General features: G+C 55.8%; 17 protein-coding genes. 7 read left to right on the top strand and 10 right to left on the bottom strand.

Annotated elements, in window-relative coordinates; translation table 11 throughout:
- Window position 1 precedes the first annotated feature (1 nt).
- From K3729_07880 to K3729_07870, 3 genes are read left to right on the top strand one after another with little or no spacing between them, the layout of a single operon-like run.
- Window positions 2-1507, top strand: coding sequence for a tripartite tricarboxylate transporter permease (locus K3729_07880; GenBank protein ID UWR00673.1), 1506 nt, complete (start codon window positions 2-4; stop codon window positions 1505-1507).
- Entirely contained in the window at window positions 1500-2831 is a 1332-nt protein-coding gene (locus K3729_07875) for a DUF1446 domain-containing protein (protein ID UWR00672.1), read from the top strand. The genes K3729_07880 and K3729_07875 overlap by 8 nt, the downstream gene beginning before the upstream one ends.
- Window positions 2828-3130 (top strand): DUF4387 domain-containing protein, encoded by a 303-nt coding sequence (locus K3729_07870; protein UWR00671.1) that lies wholly within the window; start codon window positions 2828-2830, stop codon window positions 3128-3130. Before K3729_07875 ends, K3729_07870 begins: the two co-directional genes overlap by 4 nt.
- A 41-nt stretch (window positions 3131-3171) precedes the next feature.
- Here K3729_07870 and K3729_07865 read toward each other — a convergent pair whose 3' ends face one another.
- From K3729_07865 to K3729_07825, 9 genes are all read right to left on the bottom strand, one after another.
- Window positions 3172-3606 carry a YeeE/YedE family protein gene (locus K3729_07865; GenBank protein ID UWR00670.1) on the bottom strand — a complete coding sequence of 145 codons (435 nt, stop codon included), beginning with the start codon at window positions 3604-3606 and terminating at the stop codon, window positions 3172-3174.
- Between the two features lie 3 nt (window positions 3607-3609).
- Complete coding sequence (locus tag K3729_07860; GenBank protein ID UWR00669.1) at window positions 3610-4047, bottom strand: YeeE/YedE family protein; 438 nt, start codon at window positions 4045-4047, stop codon at window positions 3610-3612.
- A gap of 92 nt (window positions 4048-4139) precedes the next feature.
- On the bottom strand, window positions 4140-4328 hold the full coding sequence (locus tag K3729_07855) for a DUF2892 domain-containing protein (GenBank protein UWR00986.1): 189 nt from the start codon (window positions 4326-4328) through the stop codon (window positions 4140-4142).
- Window positions 4329-4428: 100 nt separating this feature from the next.
- The gene (locus K3729_07850; protein UWR00668.1) at window positions 4429-5262 is read right to left on the bottom strand and encodes a metal ABC transporter permease; all 834 of its coding nucleotides are present in this window, start codon (window positions 5260-5262) and stop codon (window positions 4429-4431) included.
- On the bottom strand, window positions 5262-6122 hold the full coding sequence (locus tag K3729_07845) for a metal ABC transporter permease (GenBank protein ID UWR00985.1): 861 nt from the start codon (window positions 6120-6122) through the stop codon (window positions 5262-5264). Before K3729_07845 ends, K3729_07850 begins: the two co-directional genes overlap by 1 nt.
- Window positions 6122-6982 (bottom strand): manganese/iron ABC transporter ATP-binding protein, encoded by an 861-nt coding sequence (locus K3729_07840; GenBank protein UWR00983.1) that lies wholly within the window; start codon window positions 6980-6982, stop codon window positions 6122-6124. Before K3729_07840 ends, K3729_07845 begins: the two co-directional genes overlap by 1 nt.
- Complete coding sequence (locus K3729_07835) at window positions 6972-7856, bottom strand: metal ABC transporter substrate-binding protein (GenBank protein UWR00984.1); 885 nt, start codon at window positions 7854-7856, stop codon at window positions 6972-6974. Before K3729_07835 ends, K3729_07840 begins: the two co-directional genes overlap by 11 nt.
- Before the next feature lie 99 nt (window positions 7857-7955).
- The gene (ugpC, locus tag K3729_07830) at window positions 7956-9026 is read right to left on the bottom strand and encodes a sn-glycerol-3-phosphate ABC transporter ATP-binding protein UgpC (GenBank protein ID UWR00667.1); all 1071 of its coding nucleotides are present in this window, start codon (window positions 9024-9026) and stop codon (window positions 7956-7958) included.
- Window positions 9020-10045: a substrate-binding domain-containing protein gene (locus K3729_07825; protein UWR00666.1), complete on the bottom strand. Its 1026-nt coding sequence runs from the start codon at window positions 10043-10045 to the stop codon at window positions 9020-9022. Before K3729_07825 ends, ugpC begins: the two co-directional genes overlap by 7 nt.
- Window positions 10046-10188: 143 nt before the next feature.
- On the opposite strand from K3729_07825, the gene K3729_07820 reads away from it, so the two are divergent.
- The 4 genes from K3729_07820 (at window position 10189) to malG (ending at window position 15544) form a co-directional block, all read left to right on the top strand.
- On the top strand, window positions 10189-11811 hold the full coding sequence (locus K3729_07820; GenBank protein ID UWR00665.1) for an alpha-glucosidase family protein: 1623 nt from the start codon (window positions 10189-10191) through the stop codon (window positions 11809-11811).
- Window positions 11812-11829: 18 nt separating this feature from the next.
- Complete coding sequence (malE, locus tag K3729_07815; protein ID UWR00664.1) at window positions 11830-12987, top strand: maltose/maltodextrin ABC transporter substrate-binding protein MalE; 1158 nt, start codon at window positions 11830-11832, stop codon at window positions 12985-12987.
- A 49-nt stretch (window positions 12988-13036) separates the two neighbouring features.
- On the top strand, window positions 13037-14563 hold the full coding sequence (malF, locus tag K3729_07810) for a maltose ABC transporter permease MalF (protein UWR00663.1): 1527 nt from the start codon (window positions 13037-13039) through the stop codon (window positions 14561-14563).
- Window positions 14564-14653: 90 nt separating this feature from the next.
- A complete protein-coding gene (gene malG, locus K3729_07805) occupies window positions 14654-15544 on the top strand; it encodes a maltose ABC transporter permease MalG (protein UWR00662.1) in 891 nt (296 codons plus the stop codon).
- Here malG and K3729_07800 read toward each other — a convergent pair.
- On the bottom strand, window positions 15512-15976 hold the full coding sequence (locus K3729_07800) for an SRPBCC family protein (GenBank protein ID UWR00661.1): 465 nt from the start codon (window positions 15974-15976) through the stop codon (window positions 15512-15514). The two genes, malG and K3729_07800, sit on opposite strands and share 33 nt — an antisense overlap.
- Between the last annotated feature and the right edge of the window lie 15 nt (window positions 15977-15991).

Below are 15991 nucleotides of genomic sequence, written 5' to 3'. Positions count from 1 at the left end.
GATGGATATCCTCTCTAATTTGGCGCTCGGCTTTTCGGTCGCCCTATCGCCTTACACCCTCATGCTGGCCGTCATCGGTTGCTTTTTTGGAACAATAATCGGGGCACTGCCGGGGCTTGGCCCATCAAACGGCGTGGCGATCCTGATCCCAATTTCCTTTGCGCTCGGGCTTGATGCGACGTCCGCGTTAGTCTTGATGACAGCCGTCTACTACGGCGCCATGTACGGCGGCAGGATTTCTTCGATCTTGCTCAACATTCCAGGTGATGAGCCTGCGTTGATGACCACGCTCGACGGCTACCCGATGGCCAAACGCGGACAAGCGGGTGATGCGCTGGTGCTGTCCGGCGTAGCGTCCTTTGTCGGAGCCTTCTTGGCCACGATCGGTCTAATCTTGTTGGCGCCCGTACTTGCACGCGTGGCCTTCCTGTTCGGTCCGGCCGAATATTTCGCCCTTTATCTGCTGGCGTTTTGCACCTTGGGCGGCATGGCGTCTAACAACCAAGCCAAATCTGCGATTGCGGCCTGTATCGGTCTAGGAATTGCAATGATTGGTGTGGATTCGTCCTCTGGTCTGCCACGCTTAACTGGCGGCAACCTGCACCTATATGATGGTGTGGATTTCCTTGTGGCCATCGTAGGCCTGTTCGCGATCGCGGAACTTTTCTTCTTTATCGAAAGCCACGGCAAAGGGTCGTCCATCGGCGTGGTGCTCGACAAGGTGACAATTCCTTGGAAATACATCCGCCAGACGTTCCCAACAATGCTGCGCGCCTCTGGTGTCGGCTTCATTGCCGGTGTTCTGCCCGGGGCTGGTGCGTCGCTTGGGTCTTTCCTTGCCTATATGACAGAGAAATCCATCGCCGGTGAAAAAGGCGGTTTCGGGACAGGCGTCCCCCGCGGGATCGCTGCACCCGAAGCCGGAAACAACTCTGCGGCTGGTGGCGCACTCGTACCGATGCTGACGCTGGGCGTGCCAGGATCGGGAACAACAGCGGTTCTGTTGGCACTTTTGATGACGCTCAACATCACACCGGGGCCAACATTGTTCCGGGACAACCCCGACGTTGTCTGGGGGCTGATCGCTTCTTTGTTAATCGCGAACGTCGTGCTTTTGATCATGAATGTGCCGATGGTAAAAATCTTCGTCAAAATCCTCACGGTGCCTGCGTGGATTCTACTGCCAGGTGTCACGATGATTTCTTTCACTGGCATCTATTCCCTGACGGGCAGCTACTTCGACTTGCTGATGCTTGTGGGCTTCGGGATGCTTGGCTACGTTTTGCGCAAGCTTGACGTGCCAACAGTGCCTGTGATCCTTGGCATCTTGCTCGGCGGGAATATGGAAGACGCTTTGCGCCGCGCCATGACCCTCTCCGACGGTGACCCGACGTATCTCTTCTCAAGCCCGATTGCGATTGGGTTCTGGGTCTTTGCCATTGCTGGCTTCATCGCGCCGATGTTCCTGCGCAATATCCTTCGCAAACCACAGGCAATCAGTGACTAAAATTTTGATCCCATCAGGCGCATTGGGTCTTGGCTATGATGCCGAGGCCCTTTCGCGCGGCGTTGCCCTCAAACCGGACCTGATCGCTATTGACGGCGGGTCCACCGACTCAGGGCCATCATATCTTGGACGCGGGGTGTCGAAATACGCCCGCGAATCTACAAAAACGGAATGGGCGGGGCTGATGCGTGCCGCCCATGCCGCCGGTTGCCCCTTGGTGATCGGCACAGCAGGCACCTGCGGGACCGACAGTATGGTCGACTGGCTGCTCGACATCACGCGTGAAGTGCTGGTCGAAGATAACCGCACCGCCAAAATTGCAACGATCCGGTCTAGCCAAAACCCATTGGAGATCGCCAAGACAACGCTCGCCCCACTATCAGGCGCGCCGGACATTTCCGAAGCCCTGATCACGTCCTGCGAAAACATCGTGGCCCTCGCCGGTGCCGAACAAATCGCTGCGGCCCTCGCGACTGGTGCGGACATCATCATCGCAGGTCGCACCACCGACACTGCCATTATCGCCGCCCTTCCGCTGACCAACGGGGACAATGCAGGTGCGGCGTGGCATGGTGCCAAGATCGGGGAATGTGGTGCGCTTTGTGCAACCAACCCGCAATCCGGCGTCATCATGATCGATTTTGACGCGGATGGTTTCACCATCACGCCGCTCGCTGACGGTGCACATGCGACGCCCCACACAGTATCGGCACACATGCTTTACGAAAACTCCGATCCCTTCATTCTGTATGAACCGGGTGGGCATTTGGATGTGACTTCAGCGACTTATACGGCGTTAGACGACACATCCGTGCGCGTTACCGGATCAGTCTGGCATCCATCGGACAACTACACCGTCAAGATCGAAGGTGCGCGGATCGCGGGCTATCAGACGATTAGCATCGTCACGATCCGCGACGCCCACTATGTGCGAAATGTGCAAGCGTGGTGCGATGATATCATCGCCAAACACGCCGCCAAAGTCCGCGACCGCATGGCCGGAGAAGCCTTCACATGCGAACTGCGGATCATCGGTCAGGACAGTACCCTCGGCAAACTCGAAACGCGCGACACCACCCTGACCGAGGTCGGAGTCATGGCCATCGTCACTGCAGAAACCCAAGCAACCGCGAACACGATTGCCAAGTTGCTGAACCCCTACCTGCTGCACCATCCGCTGACAAAGGACGAAGAAGTGCCAACGTTCGCCTTCCCCTTCTCGCCCGCCGAAATCGACCGCGGCGCGGCCTACGCGTTCTGTTTGCACCACACAATGACGCTTAATGATCCGATGCAGGCCTTCCGTTTGGAGGTCCACGCATGAACACCGTCGCAGATATCGTCACCAAGGTGCGCAGCAAAAACGCGGGGCCGTTCTGGCTGACGGTCGACGTCTTTTGCGGAACGCCGCAGGCCTATCAGCAGATCGTGCAAAGCCTATCGACTGACCGCGTCGCCGCTGCATTTCAAGTGGATGTGGATACAATAAAGCGGTTCGACATCGACACGCTGAATGTCGTGAAATTCAGCCTACCGCGGCCCGTCATTCAGGGCGACATCACGGATCGGGATATGCACGGGGCGGGCTGGGCGCCGCTCGTGGCGGAACTGTCTCTCAACTAAAGCAAAGGGGGCGTTGAAAACATCAACGCCCCCTTTTGATATCAAGCAGTGGCTGCTTTTGCGGCCATCATATTTTGCAACGCTTTTGCTGCAAAAATCCCTGCCAACATGGCGCCAACAAAGACCAACACTTCGGTTCGGCCTGTGCCAATCGCGGGCAAAGCACCACCGGGACAGAAACCGGCAATCCCCCAACCAACGCCAAACAGCGCCGATCCACCAAGCAATTTAGCGTCCAGATCACGGCGCGTCGGCAGGTGAAATTTGGTATCCACCATCGGGGCCGTGTTTTTCAAAACGTACCGATACCCAAAGAACGTCACGATCAGGGCACCGCCCATCACAAAGGCAAGGCTTGGATCCCAGATACCTGCAAAGTCGAAGAAATTCGTGACCTTAGCCGGGTTCGCCATGCCAGAAATCGAAATGCCGATCCCGAAGATCAAACCGATGATATAGCTTCCAATCAAACGCATCTCTTATCCTCCGATCACGTGACGGATCACAAATACGGTGATCGCAGTCGTAACCATAAACGTACCCGTGGCAACAATAGACCGTGGCGAAAGCCGCGCCATGCCGCAGACACCGTGACCAGATGTACAGCCACCACCAAATGTAACGCCCATCCCGACGATAAAGCCGCCAACAACCAACATCGGCATCCCGACAGGGACTTCAACTGCTGGCATCTGACCCGTCATCGCAAGAACCGCAATCGGGCCCGTGATCATGCCCAGCAAAACAGCGGCTCTCCATGACCAATCAGACCAGCCCGTCGGGCTGATCACACCTGCGAGGATCCCAGTGGCCCCCATAATTCGCCCCATGAAGCCCATCAGCATCACAGCAGCAGCACCAATCAGCAGTCCACCCGCGAGCGACTGAAGCGGTGTAAACGTCGTCTCAATAAGCATTGACGCACCTTTTCCTTTGTTCCTTGCAGATATGTACAGGCCACGGCTGGTTTCAACAGTGATAAAGTCACCAAAGCCGTGGCGTCACATCATCAGCAGTCGGTACAGGTCTTGAACCCGACGATTTTATAAAGCGGGCAGAAATTCATAAAGGCCGTAGCGACGAAGATCAGGCCGATATAGCCCCAAACCCCAATGACGCCAAAAGCAGCGGCAGCGACCAATGCGGCCCCACCGATCAAACGGATCATACGGTCGGCTTTGCCAACGTTGCGTGTCATTTGCATGGGAAATCTCCTGTGTTGCGTTCGCCCAATCATGGCAAATCCCAACCAGAATGACGGTGACTATGTCACCAAGGACAAACACGCATCCGTGATCTCACCCCGCACTGCGCGATGTTTTGTACGTCACGCGCAAACGGTAAACGAAGGCCGCCACGAACAAAGCCGTCAGGACCAACACGATCGTCGCGGCGGGTGCACTATCAAGGAAAAAGCTCGCGTAAGTACCAGCCAACATCGAAAACAGGCACACCATCACCGATACGACCAGCATGTGACCAAAACTGCGGACAACCAAAAACGCAATCGCGCCCGGCGTGATCAGTAGGGCAACGGCAAGGATCAGCCCCGTCGCTGATAGGGTCGCGACAATGGACAGCGACAGCGCAACCAACAATCCATAGTGCAGCAGGTTCACCGACAGGCCACTTGCTTTGGCTTGAACAGGGTCAAACGCATGCAATTCCAAGTCCCGCCATTTCAGCAGTAGAAAAGCACAGACGCCGACGGCAATCGTGCCAGCGGTCCACAAATCCTCAGACCCGATCCCCAGCATATTCCCGAACAGAATATGATCCAAATGTTCGTTGGTCGTGATCGACGTATATAAAATAATGCCCAAGCCAAACATGCCAGAAAACACAACACCCATGACGGTGTCCTGTTTCACACGACTGTTTTCGGCCAGATATCCGGTCAGCAAAGCGCAAGACATGCCCGCTGCAAACGCCCCGACAATCAACGGTATCCCCGTCATCCACGCCAAAACGACGCCTGGCAAAACGGCGTGGCTTACGGCGTCGCCCATCAAGGCCCAACCCTTCATCACCAGAAAACACGACAGCAAAGCAGTCGGCGGCGCAATCAACAAAGTGATCCAGAACGCATTGTGCATAAAGGGAAACTGAAAAGGCAGTAACCAATAGTCCATCAGACAGCCCCCCCTTTCAACGCAGCCGCGGCTTTGCGTCGTCCGGCAAGCATCCCATGTTTCGGCGCATAGACGAAAACCAACAGAAAGATCAGCGTTTGCAGGCAAACAATGACGCCGCCAGTGGCTCCATCAAGAAAGAAACTGATGTATGCGCCGACGAAACTCGTGATCGTTCCAATCGCAACCGACACCATGATCAGACGCGGGAAACGGTCGCACAGCAGATAGGCCGTCGCCCCCGGTGTGACGACCATCGCGATCACAAGGAACGCGCCGACGGTCATCATTGCAGCCACGATTGCGGCGGACAGCAATACAAAAAACATCGCCTTCAACAGATCAGGTCGCAACCCAATCGTGCGCGCATGATTTTCGTCAAAGAAGGTGACCATCAGGTCTTTCCATTTCAGCAGCAACACCGCCAAGCAGACGAAACCGATCACAGCCAGTTGCAGCGTATCACCCGGCGTAATCGCCAGAATATTACCCATGATGATCGTCTGGATATTCACGGCCACCGGATTGAGCGAAATCATGAAAAGGCCCAAGCCAAAGAACGACGTGAAGATAATCCCGATGATCACATCAATTTTCAGCCCCGACCGGCCCGACAAAAACAGCATCGCAACGGCGGCCAACCCGCCGGAAATGAATGCGCCAAGTGCGAACGGTAGGCCCAGCATGTAAGCCCCCGCAACGCCGGGAACGACGGAATGACTCAGCGCATCTCCGATCAACGACCAGCCTTTCAACATCAAATACGCAGACAAAAATGCGCAAACGCCGCCTACAAGCGCAGATACCCACATCGCGTTGAACATGTAGGAATAACTAAAGGGCAGTAGCAGCGCGTCGATCACGGCCTTTCATCCTCGGAAGGGCGTTCGCCATACTGCACGAAAGGACGTTCATCATCGGTGATAATACTGACCTCGCGGGTATCATCATCGTCATGCAGATCAGCGCCACCAATGGTGAACCGCCGCAGCACGCCGCCAAACGCCGTTTCCAAATTATCGTGGGTGAAAACATCTTCAGTCAGGCCATGGGCCAGCACAGTGCCTTTCACCAGAACGGTGCGGTCACAAAACTGCGGAACAGACCCAAGGTTATGGGTAGAGACCAGCATCACCCGTCCCTCATCCCGCAATTCACGCAGCAAAGCGACGATCTGATCCTCGGTTTTGACGTCCACACCAGTGAACGGTTCATCCAACAAAATGACCTGCCCGTCTTGGGCCAATGACCGCGCCAAAAATACGCGTTTGCGCTGACCGCCGGACAATTCACCGATCTGGCGGTGGCGATACTCCAACATATTCACGCGCCGCAACGCATCCTCAACAGCCGCACGGTCCTTTGCGCGTGGCCGCCGCATGAACCCCATATGGCCATAACGACCCATCATCACGACGTCTTCGACCAGCACGGGAAAGGCCCAATCGACTTCTTCAGATTGCGGGACATAGGCGATCAGATTTTCACGCAGCGCTTGCTTCACCGATTTACCAAGCAGCTTGATTTCGCCCTTCGCGGCGGGCACGAAACCCATAATGGCCTTGAATAACGTAGACTTGCCTGCCCCGTTCACCCCGACCAAAGCGGTGATCGTCCCGCGCGGAATTTCGAAACTCGCGTCATGAAGCGCTGTGTGTCCGTTGCGATAGGTCACCGTCACGTCTTGCGCGAAAATCCCATCAGCGGTGTCAGTCTTCATCAGCATTGAGGCCAGCCACGATTGTTTCAGATGTCACACGCAACAGATCAAGGTAGGTCGGCACCGGCCCGCCCTCTGCGCTTAAGCTATCAACATAAAGCACGCCGCCAAAAGTCGACCCCGTCTCGCGCGCGACTTGTTCCGCAGGTGATGTATTCACCGTGCTTTCGCAGAAAACGACCGGAATATCGTTGTCACGGACACCATCGATGACACCGCGCACTTGTTGCGGCGTGCCAATCGCATCGGCGTTCATCGGCCACAAATACAATTCCTTCATCCCGAAATCGCGGGCCAGATAGCTAAACGCACCTTCGCAGGTAACAAGCCAACGCTCTTCCTCGGGAATTTGCGCAATCTGTTCGCGTAGCGGCGCAATCGTGTCCTGCAAAGCTGTTCGATATACATCCGCATTCTCGGTATAGACGTCCGCATTTTCCGGATCATATTCAGCCAAAGCCGCTTCGATATTATCGATGTAGATCAGCGCATTATCCAACCCCATCCACGCATGCGGGTTGGCTTTGCCTTCGTAGGCACCTTCTGCAATCGAAATCGGATCAATCCCGTCCGTTAACGTCACAGACGGTTTTTCGCCCAAATTCGCCAAGAACTGTTCGAACCATAACTCTAGGTTCAGCCCGTTCCAAAGGATCAAATCAGCGTCAATGGCGCGGACCAAATCCTGCGGTGTCGGCTCGTACCCGTGGATTTCAGCCCCCGGTTTGGTGATCGAAACGACGTCCGCCGCATCCCCCGCCACGTTCTGCACCATGTCGGCCAGAACGGTGAAGGTCGTCACTACTTTTAGGCGATCCGCATGGGCCCCGGTTGCCAGCAGCGTCGCCAAACACGTGGTCGTCAAAAGTCGCATGGTCACGATGTATCGCCTCAATCCAAGTAAACTCAGAATTGAGATAGCGTTAATGAGAAGCATTCGCAACTAGCTTCGCATCACATCGGCGTAGAAGCCCTATCGCGCGATGCGTTCAGATGTCGTCGTATCGAAAAAGCACATCGCACCAGGTGCAATCTGAAGCCCCCGCGGCGACAAATCCGCCTCGTCCAATCGTCCGGGCAAACGTGCGGTGCCCTGCACGCCGTTGATCATAAAATTAAGGTAGCATTCCGCGCCGGTATTTTCGATCAAGGTCGGCGTCACCGTTAGATCCGGCGTGCCTGTCGCGATCTGAAAATGCTCTGGCCGAATTCCAAGGATCACCTTTTCCGGCAGATCGGTTGTGTCAGCGCCCAAGACCGTTTCGCCGACCTGCACCCCTGCCGCATTTACTGTCGCAGGGACCAAATTCATTGGCGGTGAACCCATGAAGTCCGCAACAAATGTATTTGCAGGCGTGTCGTAAATCTCTTGCGGTGTCCCAATTTGCTGCACAAACCCGTCCTTTAGAACGACAATGCGCGTCGCCAATGTCATGGCCTCGATCTGATCATGCGTCACATACACAATGCTCGCATTTGTGGTTTTGTGCAGCCGCTTGATCTCTGCCCGCATCTCAACGCGCAGCTTCGCATCTAGATTAGACAGCGGTTCATCAAACAGAAATAGCTTCGGATCGCGCACCAACGCTCGCCCCATCGCGACCCGCTGCCGTTGACCACCAGACAGCTGTGACGGCAAACGATCAAGCAAATGATCAATCTGCAAAAGCGCCGCGACCTCATTGATCCGCGCATCCATCGTGGCCTTCGCCACCTTCCGAATACGCATCCCAAAGCCGATATTCTCGCCAACCGTCATCGTCGGATAAAGCGCATATGATTGGAAAACCATCGCGATATCACGGTCTTTGGGCGGCACGTCCGTCACGTTGCGCCCGCCAATCAGCAGATCGCCGCCTGTAATTTCCTCAAGCCCCGCGATGCAATTCAGCAGCGTCGATTTCCCACAGCCGGATGGGCCAACCAGAACAAGAAACTCGCGTTCGGCCATCGTCACATCAATGTCGTGCAGGACTTCGACGGCGCCATAAGCTTTTTTCAGACCTTGGATCGCAAGCGCGGCAGGTGTGGTGGCATCTAACATGATTTCTCCTTCGGCGCAGGCCCCGTGGAGCCGCGCACAATCAGTTCGGCTTTCACCAGAACTTGGCATTCTTTCAAGGGTTTACCTTGCAAATGGTCCGTTAGGATATCCGCCAGCGGACCACATGCATCGCGCAAGGGCGCGCGCGTCACTGTTAAGGCAGGGTCAAAGTTAATCGCGCGAGTCAATGGCAACGCGTCGTCGTGCGCCATGACCGACACATCCTCTGGCACACGCAGTCCGCGATCGCGGATTGCCCGAATGACACCATCTGCAACAACGGTCGACGCACACATGAACGCGGTCGGCGGCGTAGCCCCGTTCAGCATGTTCAGCGCAGCCATATAGCCATGCGTTTCAAGAACAGCGCCGTTTTCAACAACGACCTCCAGACCACGCGATGTCATCGCTTCTTCGAACCCAGCAAGACGTTCCACCGCAAAGGCGTGATGCAACCCACCGTTGATAAGCGCAATCGCGCGGTGACCCAACGCCTCTAACATATTCACGCCATCGGCCGACACCGCCCTATTGTCGATGTCATAAAATGGATACCGGGGATCGACACGATCCTGCCCGTGCAAAACAAACGGAATGCCCATCTTAAGCAGGAAATCGACACGCGGATCGTTCGGCGCAGATGCGTTCAGAATGAAGCCGTCCAAGATATCGCGCTCAAGCATTTTCTCGTATGGCTTCACTGGATCGCCGCCCTGATCAACCGCAAGCACCAAGTCGACATCATGCGCAGAAAGCGCGGCGGTCAGTCCCGTCAGGATTTCGAAAAACGTCTGATCAGCACTCATATCCGGTTTGATCTTCACGATCATTCCGACCATGCCGGATCGCCCTGTCACGAGCCGTTGCGCCACTCTGTTCGGCTTGTAACCCAGCCGCGCAGCCGTTTCTTGAACCTTAGTCCGCGTCTTGACGTTGACCTCTGGAAATCCGTTCAGGGCACGACTGACCGTCGCAACGGACAACCCCAACTCAGCACTGATTTCCTTTAGCGTCGCCACAATGGACACCTCAAAGCGATTAAAATGACTCCGCCAAAATACCAATATATTCCCATTTGTATAGCCATAATGCCAATTTAAAACGTTTTGAATTTCTGAAACCACCTGATACGGTCTCCTCGAATCAAAAAGGGATGACGACGATGCGAGAATGGTGGCGTGATGCGGTGGTGTATCAAATTTACCCCCGCTCCTTTCAGGACGACAACGGTGACGGCGTTGGCGATCTAGCAGGCATTACCCGCAGGCTACCCCACATCGCGACACTAGGCGCGGACGCCGTCTGGCTGTCCCCGATCTTCATGTCGCCACAAAAAGACATGGGGTATGACATCTCTGATTACACGGCGATTGACCCACTGTTTGGCACGCTCGAAGAATTCGATCACTTGATCGAAACCGCGCATAAACTTGGGCTGAAAGTCATCACCGATCAGGTTCTGTCACATACGTCGAATCTGCATGAATGGTTCCGTGAATCCCGGATCTCGCGCGACAATGCCAAGGCAGATTGGTATGTTTGGGCAGATCCCCTTCCCGATGGGTCCCCGCCGACAAATTGGCATAGCCATTTCGGCGGGCCCGCGTGGGAATTCGATCCGCAGCGCGGTCAGTACTACCTGCACAACTTTCTGATTGAGCAACCAGATCTTAACTTTCACAACCCCGACGTGATCGACGCCATTCTGGAAACGTGCAAGTTTTGGCTTGATCGCGGCTTGGACGGTTTCCGGTTGGACACGGTCAATTACTATTTCCACGATCAGGATTTGCGCAGCAATCCCGCAGCACAGGCCGCCCCACAGGTCATGGCGACCGATCTGTACGGGATGCAAGACAATATCTACAACAAAACGCGGCCAGAGAACCTTGATTTCCTACGCAAACTTCGCGCGCTGACCGATCAATACGACGATATCATGATGGTTGGTGAAGTCGGCGAAGGCGGCAATCGCGCGACCCGCATTATGGGCGAATACACCGCCGGGTCGGGCCTGCTGCATATGGCGTACAGTTTCGCTATGCTCAGCGACACATTCACAGCCGACCACCTGCGATCCTGCGTCGAAGGTTTTCAACAAGGCGCGCCAGACGGCCACCCTTACTGGTCGTTCAGCAATCACGACGTGTTTCGCCATGTCACCCGCTGGGCCGACCACGCTGTCGACACCGACACCTTTGCCCGTCTCACAGCCGCGATGCTGATGTCGTTCGAAGGCACAATCGGGATCTACCAAGGCGAAGAACTAGGATTGACCGAAACCGAACTGGTTTACGAAGAACTGACAGATCCGCCCGCGCTGCGTTATTGGCCCGGGATCAAAGGCCGCGATGGCTGCCGGACGCCAATGGTTTGGGAAAAAGACGCACCAAACGCAGGATTTTCCACTGGAAAACCGTGGCTACCCGTCAAACCGCCGCAAGCCGCGAAAGCCGTCGATCAACAAGGGCCAGATAGCATCTTGGCCTTCTACAAAGACGTCATCGCCTTCCGCAAAGCGTCCGACGCGCTGCGCCACGGCAAGACGCAATTCCAGCAGCTATCCGAACCAATCCTCGCATTCACGCGGTCAACCGGCACACAAAACATGACATGCGTGTTCAATCTTTCGACTGATCCGCAGAACATCACGGTGCCAGCGGGTGCCACCATGATCGGACCAAACAATGCAACGTACAATGGCAGCAACCTGTCCTTGCCGGGCAATGGTTTTGCATTCCTGACGCACGACGGCGACCTGCCGCTCACAATTTCTAACACCTAATCTCTGGGAGGAGAGACCATGAAAAAGACCCTATCAATCACGGCACTTTTGCTTGCAACAGCAGCACCGGCCTATGCGTTTGAAGATGGCAAAATCGTCATCTGGACAGGCGCAAACCGCGACCGCGACGCGCTTTTAGAAGCAACCGCAGGCTTCACCGAAGACCTCGGCATCGAAGTTATCGTTGAAGTTGTCGATCCAGACCTGCCCCAGAAATACCAGCAAGCCGCCGCAACCGGCGATGGCCCGGACATCGTTCTATGGGCGCACGACCGTTTCGGCGAATGGGCAAACGGCGGGCTAATCAGCCCCGTGCAACCATCCGCCAGTTGGTCCGAAGACATCCTGCCAGCGGCCATGGGCGCTATGCAATTTGACGGTAAAACATGGGGTTACCCATTGGCGGTCGAGGCCGTGACCTTGATCTACAACACCGACCTGATCGAAACACCGCCTGCGTCCTTTGAAGAAATCAAAGACCTCGAACTGGACGGCGCAAAGATCCTTTGGGACTACAACAACACATACTTCACGATGCCGATGCTCATGGCTGGTGGCGGTTATGCGTTCCAAAAGGTCGACGGCAGCTATGACGGGTCAGCGACAGGCGTGAACACCGACGGCGCAGTTGCGGGTGCGGAAGTGCTCAAGTCGCTCTTCGACGATGGCGTCATGCCACAAGGCGTGGACTACGGCGTCATGGACGGCGCGATGAACAACGGCGAAGTCGCAATGGTCCTGAACGGTCCGTGGTCATGGGCAGGGTTTGAAGCATCAGGCCTGAACTTCGCAGTGGCACCGATCCCGACCGTCAACGGCGAAGTATCCCCACCTTTCCTCGGCGTGCAGGCATTGGGCATCAACGCGGCGTCCCCAAATGCGGATCTCGCGGTTGAACTGATCGAAAACTATCTTGCCACGGACGAAGGACTGGCAACGTGGAACGCGAAAAATGGTCTGGGCGCATTGGCTGATGCATCCGCCGCCGAAGCACAGAACAACCCGCTTGTGTCTGGTATGCTCAGCGTTGCGGCAAATGGCGTGCCTATGCCATCCAATCCGGAAATGGGCGCATTCTGGGCAGCCATGGCACCTGCTTTGACGAACATCACGACAGGCGCAGCGTCCCCAGCCGACGCATTGAACGACGCGGCATCCCGCATCTTGGGCGAATAAATCAAACGGGGCGGCGTTCGCGCCGCCCCTGCTTTGGGAGGAGCAATAGATGAGCACCATGACCGAAACACATCCCTCGGCTTCAACGCGCGACTGGCCGCGCCTTGCGGTCGTCGTGTGCGCGTCGCTGGTGTTGCTCTATGGGTCTTTCTACCTTTACCAAATCGGGCAACCTCTGTTCGGGGCGATCCTTTTGGCGCTGGCGACAGGCTTTGCGATCATCTTCGGGGCAACGCGGTTCTATGGCAGCAGGTTTATCTTTCCGGGCATTGCCGCCGTCCTGATTTTCATCGCATTCCCCGTGATTTACACGATCTACATCGGCTTCACGAACTATTCGTCTTTTAACCTTCTGACATACGAACGAACCATCGAAGTCCTGACATCGCGCGGCAGCACCGATACGTCCACAGAACAACCCTTCGCCGTCGCACCCGACGGCGATAGCTACCGAATTTGGCTACCAGACAGCGGATTGTTATCCGATCCGGTCACGCTGCAAGACACGCAAACCGCAAACCTTGTCCCAGCCGATGCACCGCAAACCCTGCTTGAACGGCGCGACGCGATCAAACTGCGGACAGGCTTGCAGGCCCTGTCGTTGATCACACCAGACGGCAGCACCATTGAAAACGCGGGCCTGCGCACCTTCGCCACAGTCACCCCCGACTATGTGCAGACTGGCCCCGACACGCTGACCAAAAGCGACGGGTCTGTTTTGACGGCAGACCACGAAACGGGTTTCTTCGTGGACCAGAATGGCGATCAAGTCCCACCGGGTTGGCGCGTCAACATCGGCACAGACAATTTCGAACGGATCGCAACCTCCGAAGGCATCCGCGAACCAATGGTGTCGATCTTCATCTGGACATTCGTTTTCGCGATCTTATCCGTCGTTCTGACCTTTGCGATTGGGCTGACGCTGGCTGTGATCCTGCAGTGGGAACACTTGCGTTTCAAAGCCATCTACCGCGTTCTGTTAATTCTGCCCTACGCGGTGCCGGCCTTCATCTCGATCCTCGTGTTCAAAGGGTTGTTCAACCAGAACAACGGCGAAATTAACCTGATCCTCAACGGCCTATTCGGCATCGAACCGCGGTGGTTCACGGACGGCAATCTGGCGCGGGCGATGCTGGTCATCGTCAACACTTGGCTCGGCTACCCCTACATGATGCTCCTCGCGATGGGCTTCCTGCAATCGGTGCCGGAAGATCACAAAAAAGCAGCGGCGCTCGAAGGCGCGTCAGCGTTGCGGGTCTTCTTCACGATCACCCTGCCGCAAATCATTCCACCCTTTTTGCCACTGCTAATCGCGTCATTTGCGTTTAACTTCAACAACATGGTGCTGGTGTTTTTGTTGACACGCGGCCTGCCCGACATTCCTGGCACGATCATTCCGGCGGGCGAAACCGACATCCTTGCGTCCTTCACCTACCGGTTGGCGTTCGACAATGCAGGCCAACAATTTGGTCTTGCGGGGGCAATCACACTGCTGATCTTCCTCGTCGTCGCAGCGATTTCCTACGCCAATTTCGTCGCAATGCGCAAAGCGGCCGCGAAAAGAGCGGGCCGATGAAATACACCTATACCACCCCGCAAACCTGCGGGATGGCGGGTGGGGCGTCGTGCTTGCACGCGCGTCACACCGCCAAACCGGAGCCACAGCATGATCGTTGAACACCCCCGCCAGCGCCGCATCAAGAAAATCCTAGCGCATGGTTTCATGCTGTGTTTTCTGGCGCTGATCCTGTTCCCCTTCGTGATGGTCCTGTCGATTTCGTTCCGCGAAGGCAACTTCGCAGTAGGCTCCATCATCCCGCAAAACCCGACCCTCGAACACTGGGTGCTGGCCTTCGGGTTTGACTATACGCGCGCAGACGGCACAGTCGTTTCACCACCCTATCCCGTCCTTTTGTGGATGTGGAATTCAATCAAAATCGGCCTGATCGCGGGCTTCGGCGTTCTGATGATCGCCACGATCTCGGCCTATGCCTTCAGCCGCATCCGGATCAAAGGCAAGGCGGCCATGCTCGACGGGCTCTTCCTGATCCAGATGTTCCCGACAACGCTCGCGCTCGTCGCGATCTACGCAATCTTCGACGCACTAGGCGAGGTAAGCCCCCTGCTCGGCCTGAACAGCCATCTATCACTGGTGTTAATCTACATGTCCGGCGTGACCCTGCATATCTGGACAATCAAAGGCTATTTCGACAGCATCGACACAGCCCTCGACAAAGCGGCGATGATCGACGGCGCCACCCCTTGGCAAACTTTCCGTTTCATCTTTTTGCCGCTTGCTGTGCCCATCATGTCCGTCGTCTTCGTTCTGGCCTTTATCGGCTTCATCAACGACTATCCCATTGCGTCCGTGCTAATCCGGTCAGAATCTCAAATGACCCTTGCTGTCGGATCGCGGCTTTACCTGAACGAATTCCAATACCTCTGGGGCGACTTCGCAGCTGCTGCAATTCTGTCAGGATTGCCGATCACAGTGGTTTTCCTGATCGCGCAGAAATATCTCGTTTCAGGTCTCAGCGACGGCGCGGTCAAGGGCTGAAGCCGCCAACAACCGCACTCTGACAGGATGCCGCTGGCGGTACATAAACCGCCCGTAAGCTGCATAAATGGGTGTCATCCATCCGGCATCAATCTCAACACGGTCGGTCAGGACCGATCCTGTCGCCGTTTCTGTGACAGTCAACGTATGATTCCACGACTTCACCGCACCACCATATTCGTGGCTTTCAAAACGGTGCGCTTCGGGATCAAAGACGACCAATTCCATGTGGTAAGGCTGCGGCGGCAGCTTCCCAAACAGGCGGAACGTCACATCGATCTTTTGGCCTTCAAACATAGGCTCCGTCGGTAAACCGTCGAACGACACAAGCCGCTTCGTCGCTTCAACAAATGCGTCAAAATCGGTCGCGACATCCCAAACAGCTTGCGGCGGATGATCGTAATGATGTGTCAGCGTGATAGTTTTGGGCATAAGCGCACTCCAACG

It is taken from the genome of Rhodobacteraceae bacterium S2214, from assembly GCA_025141675.1.
Classification (GTDB): domain Bacteria; phylum Pseudomonadota; class Alphaproteobacteria; order Rhodobacterales; family Rhodobacteraceae; genus Yoonia.
The sequence above is the reverse complement of the archived record's forward strand: the minus strand, read 5'-3'. Positions and strand labels throughout refer to the sequence as shown.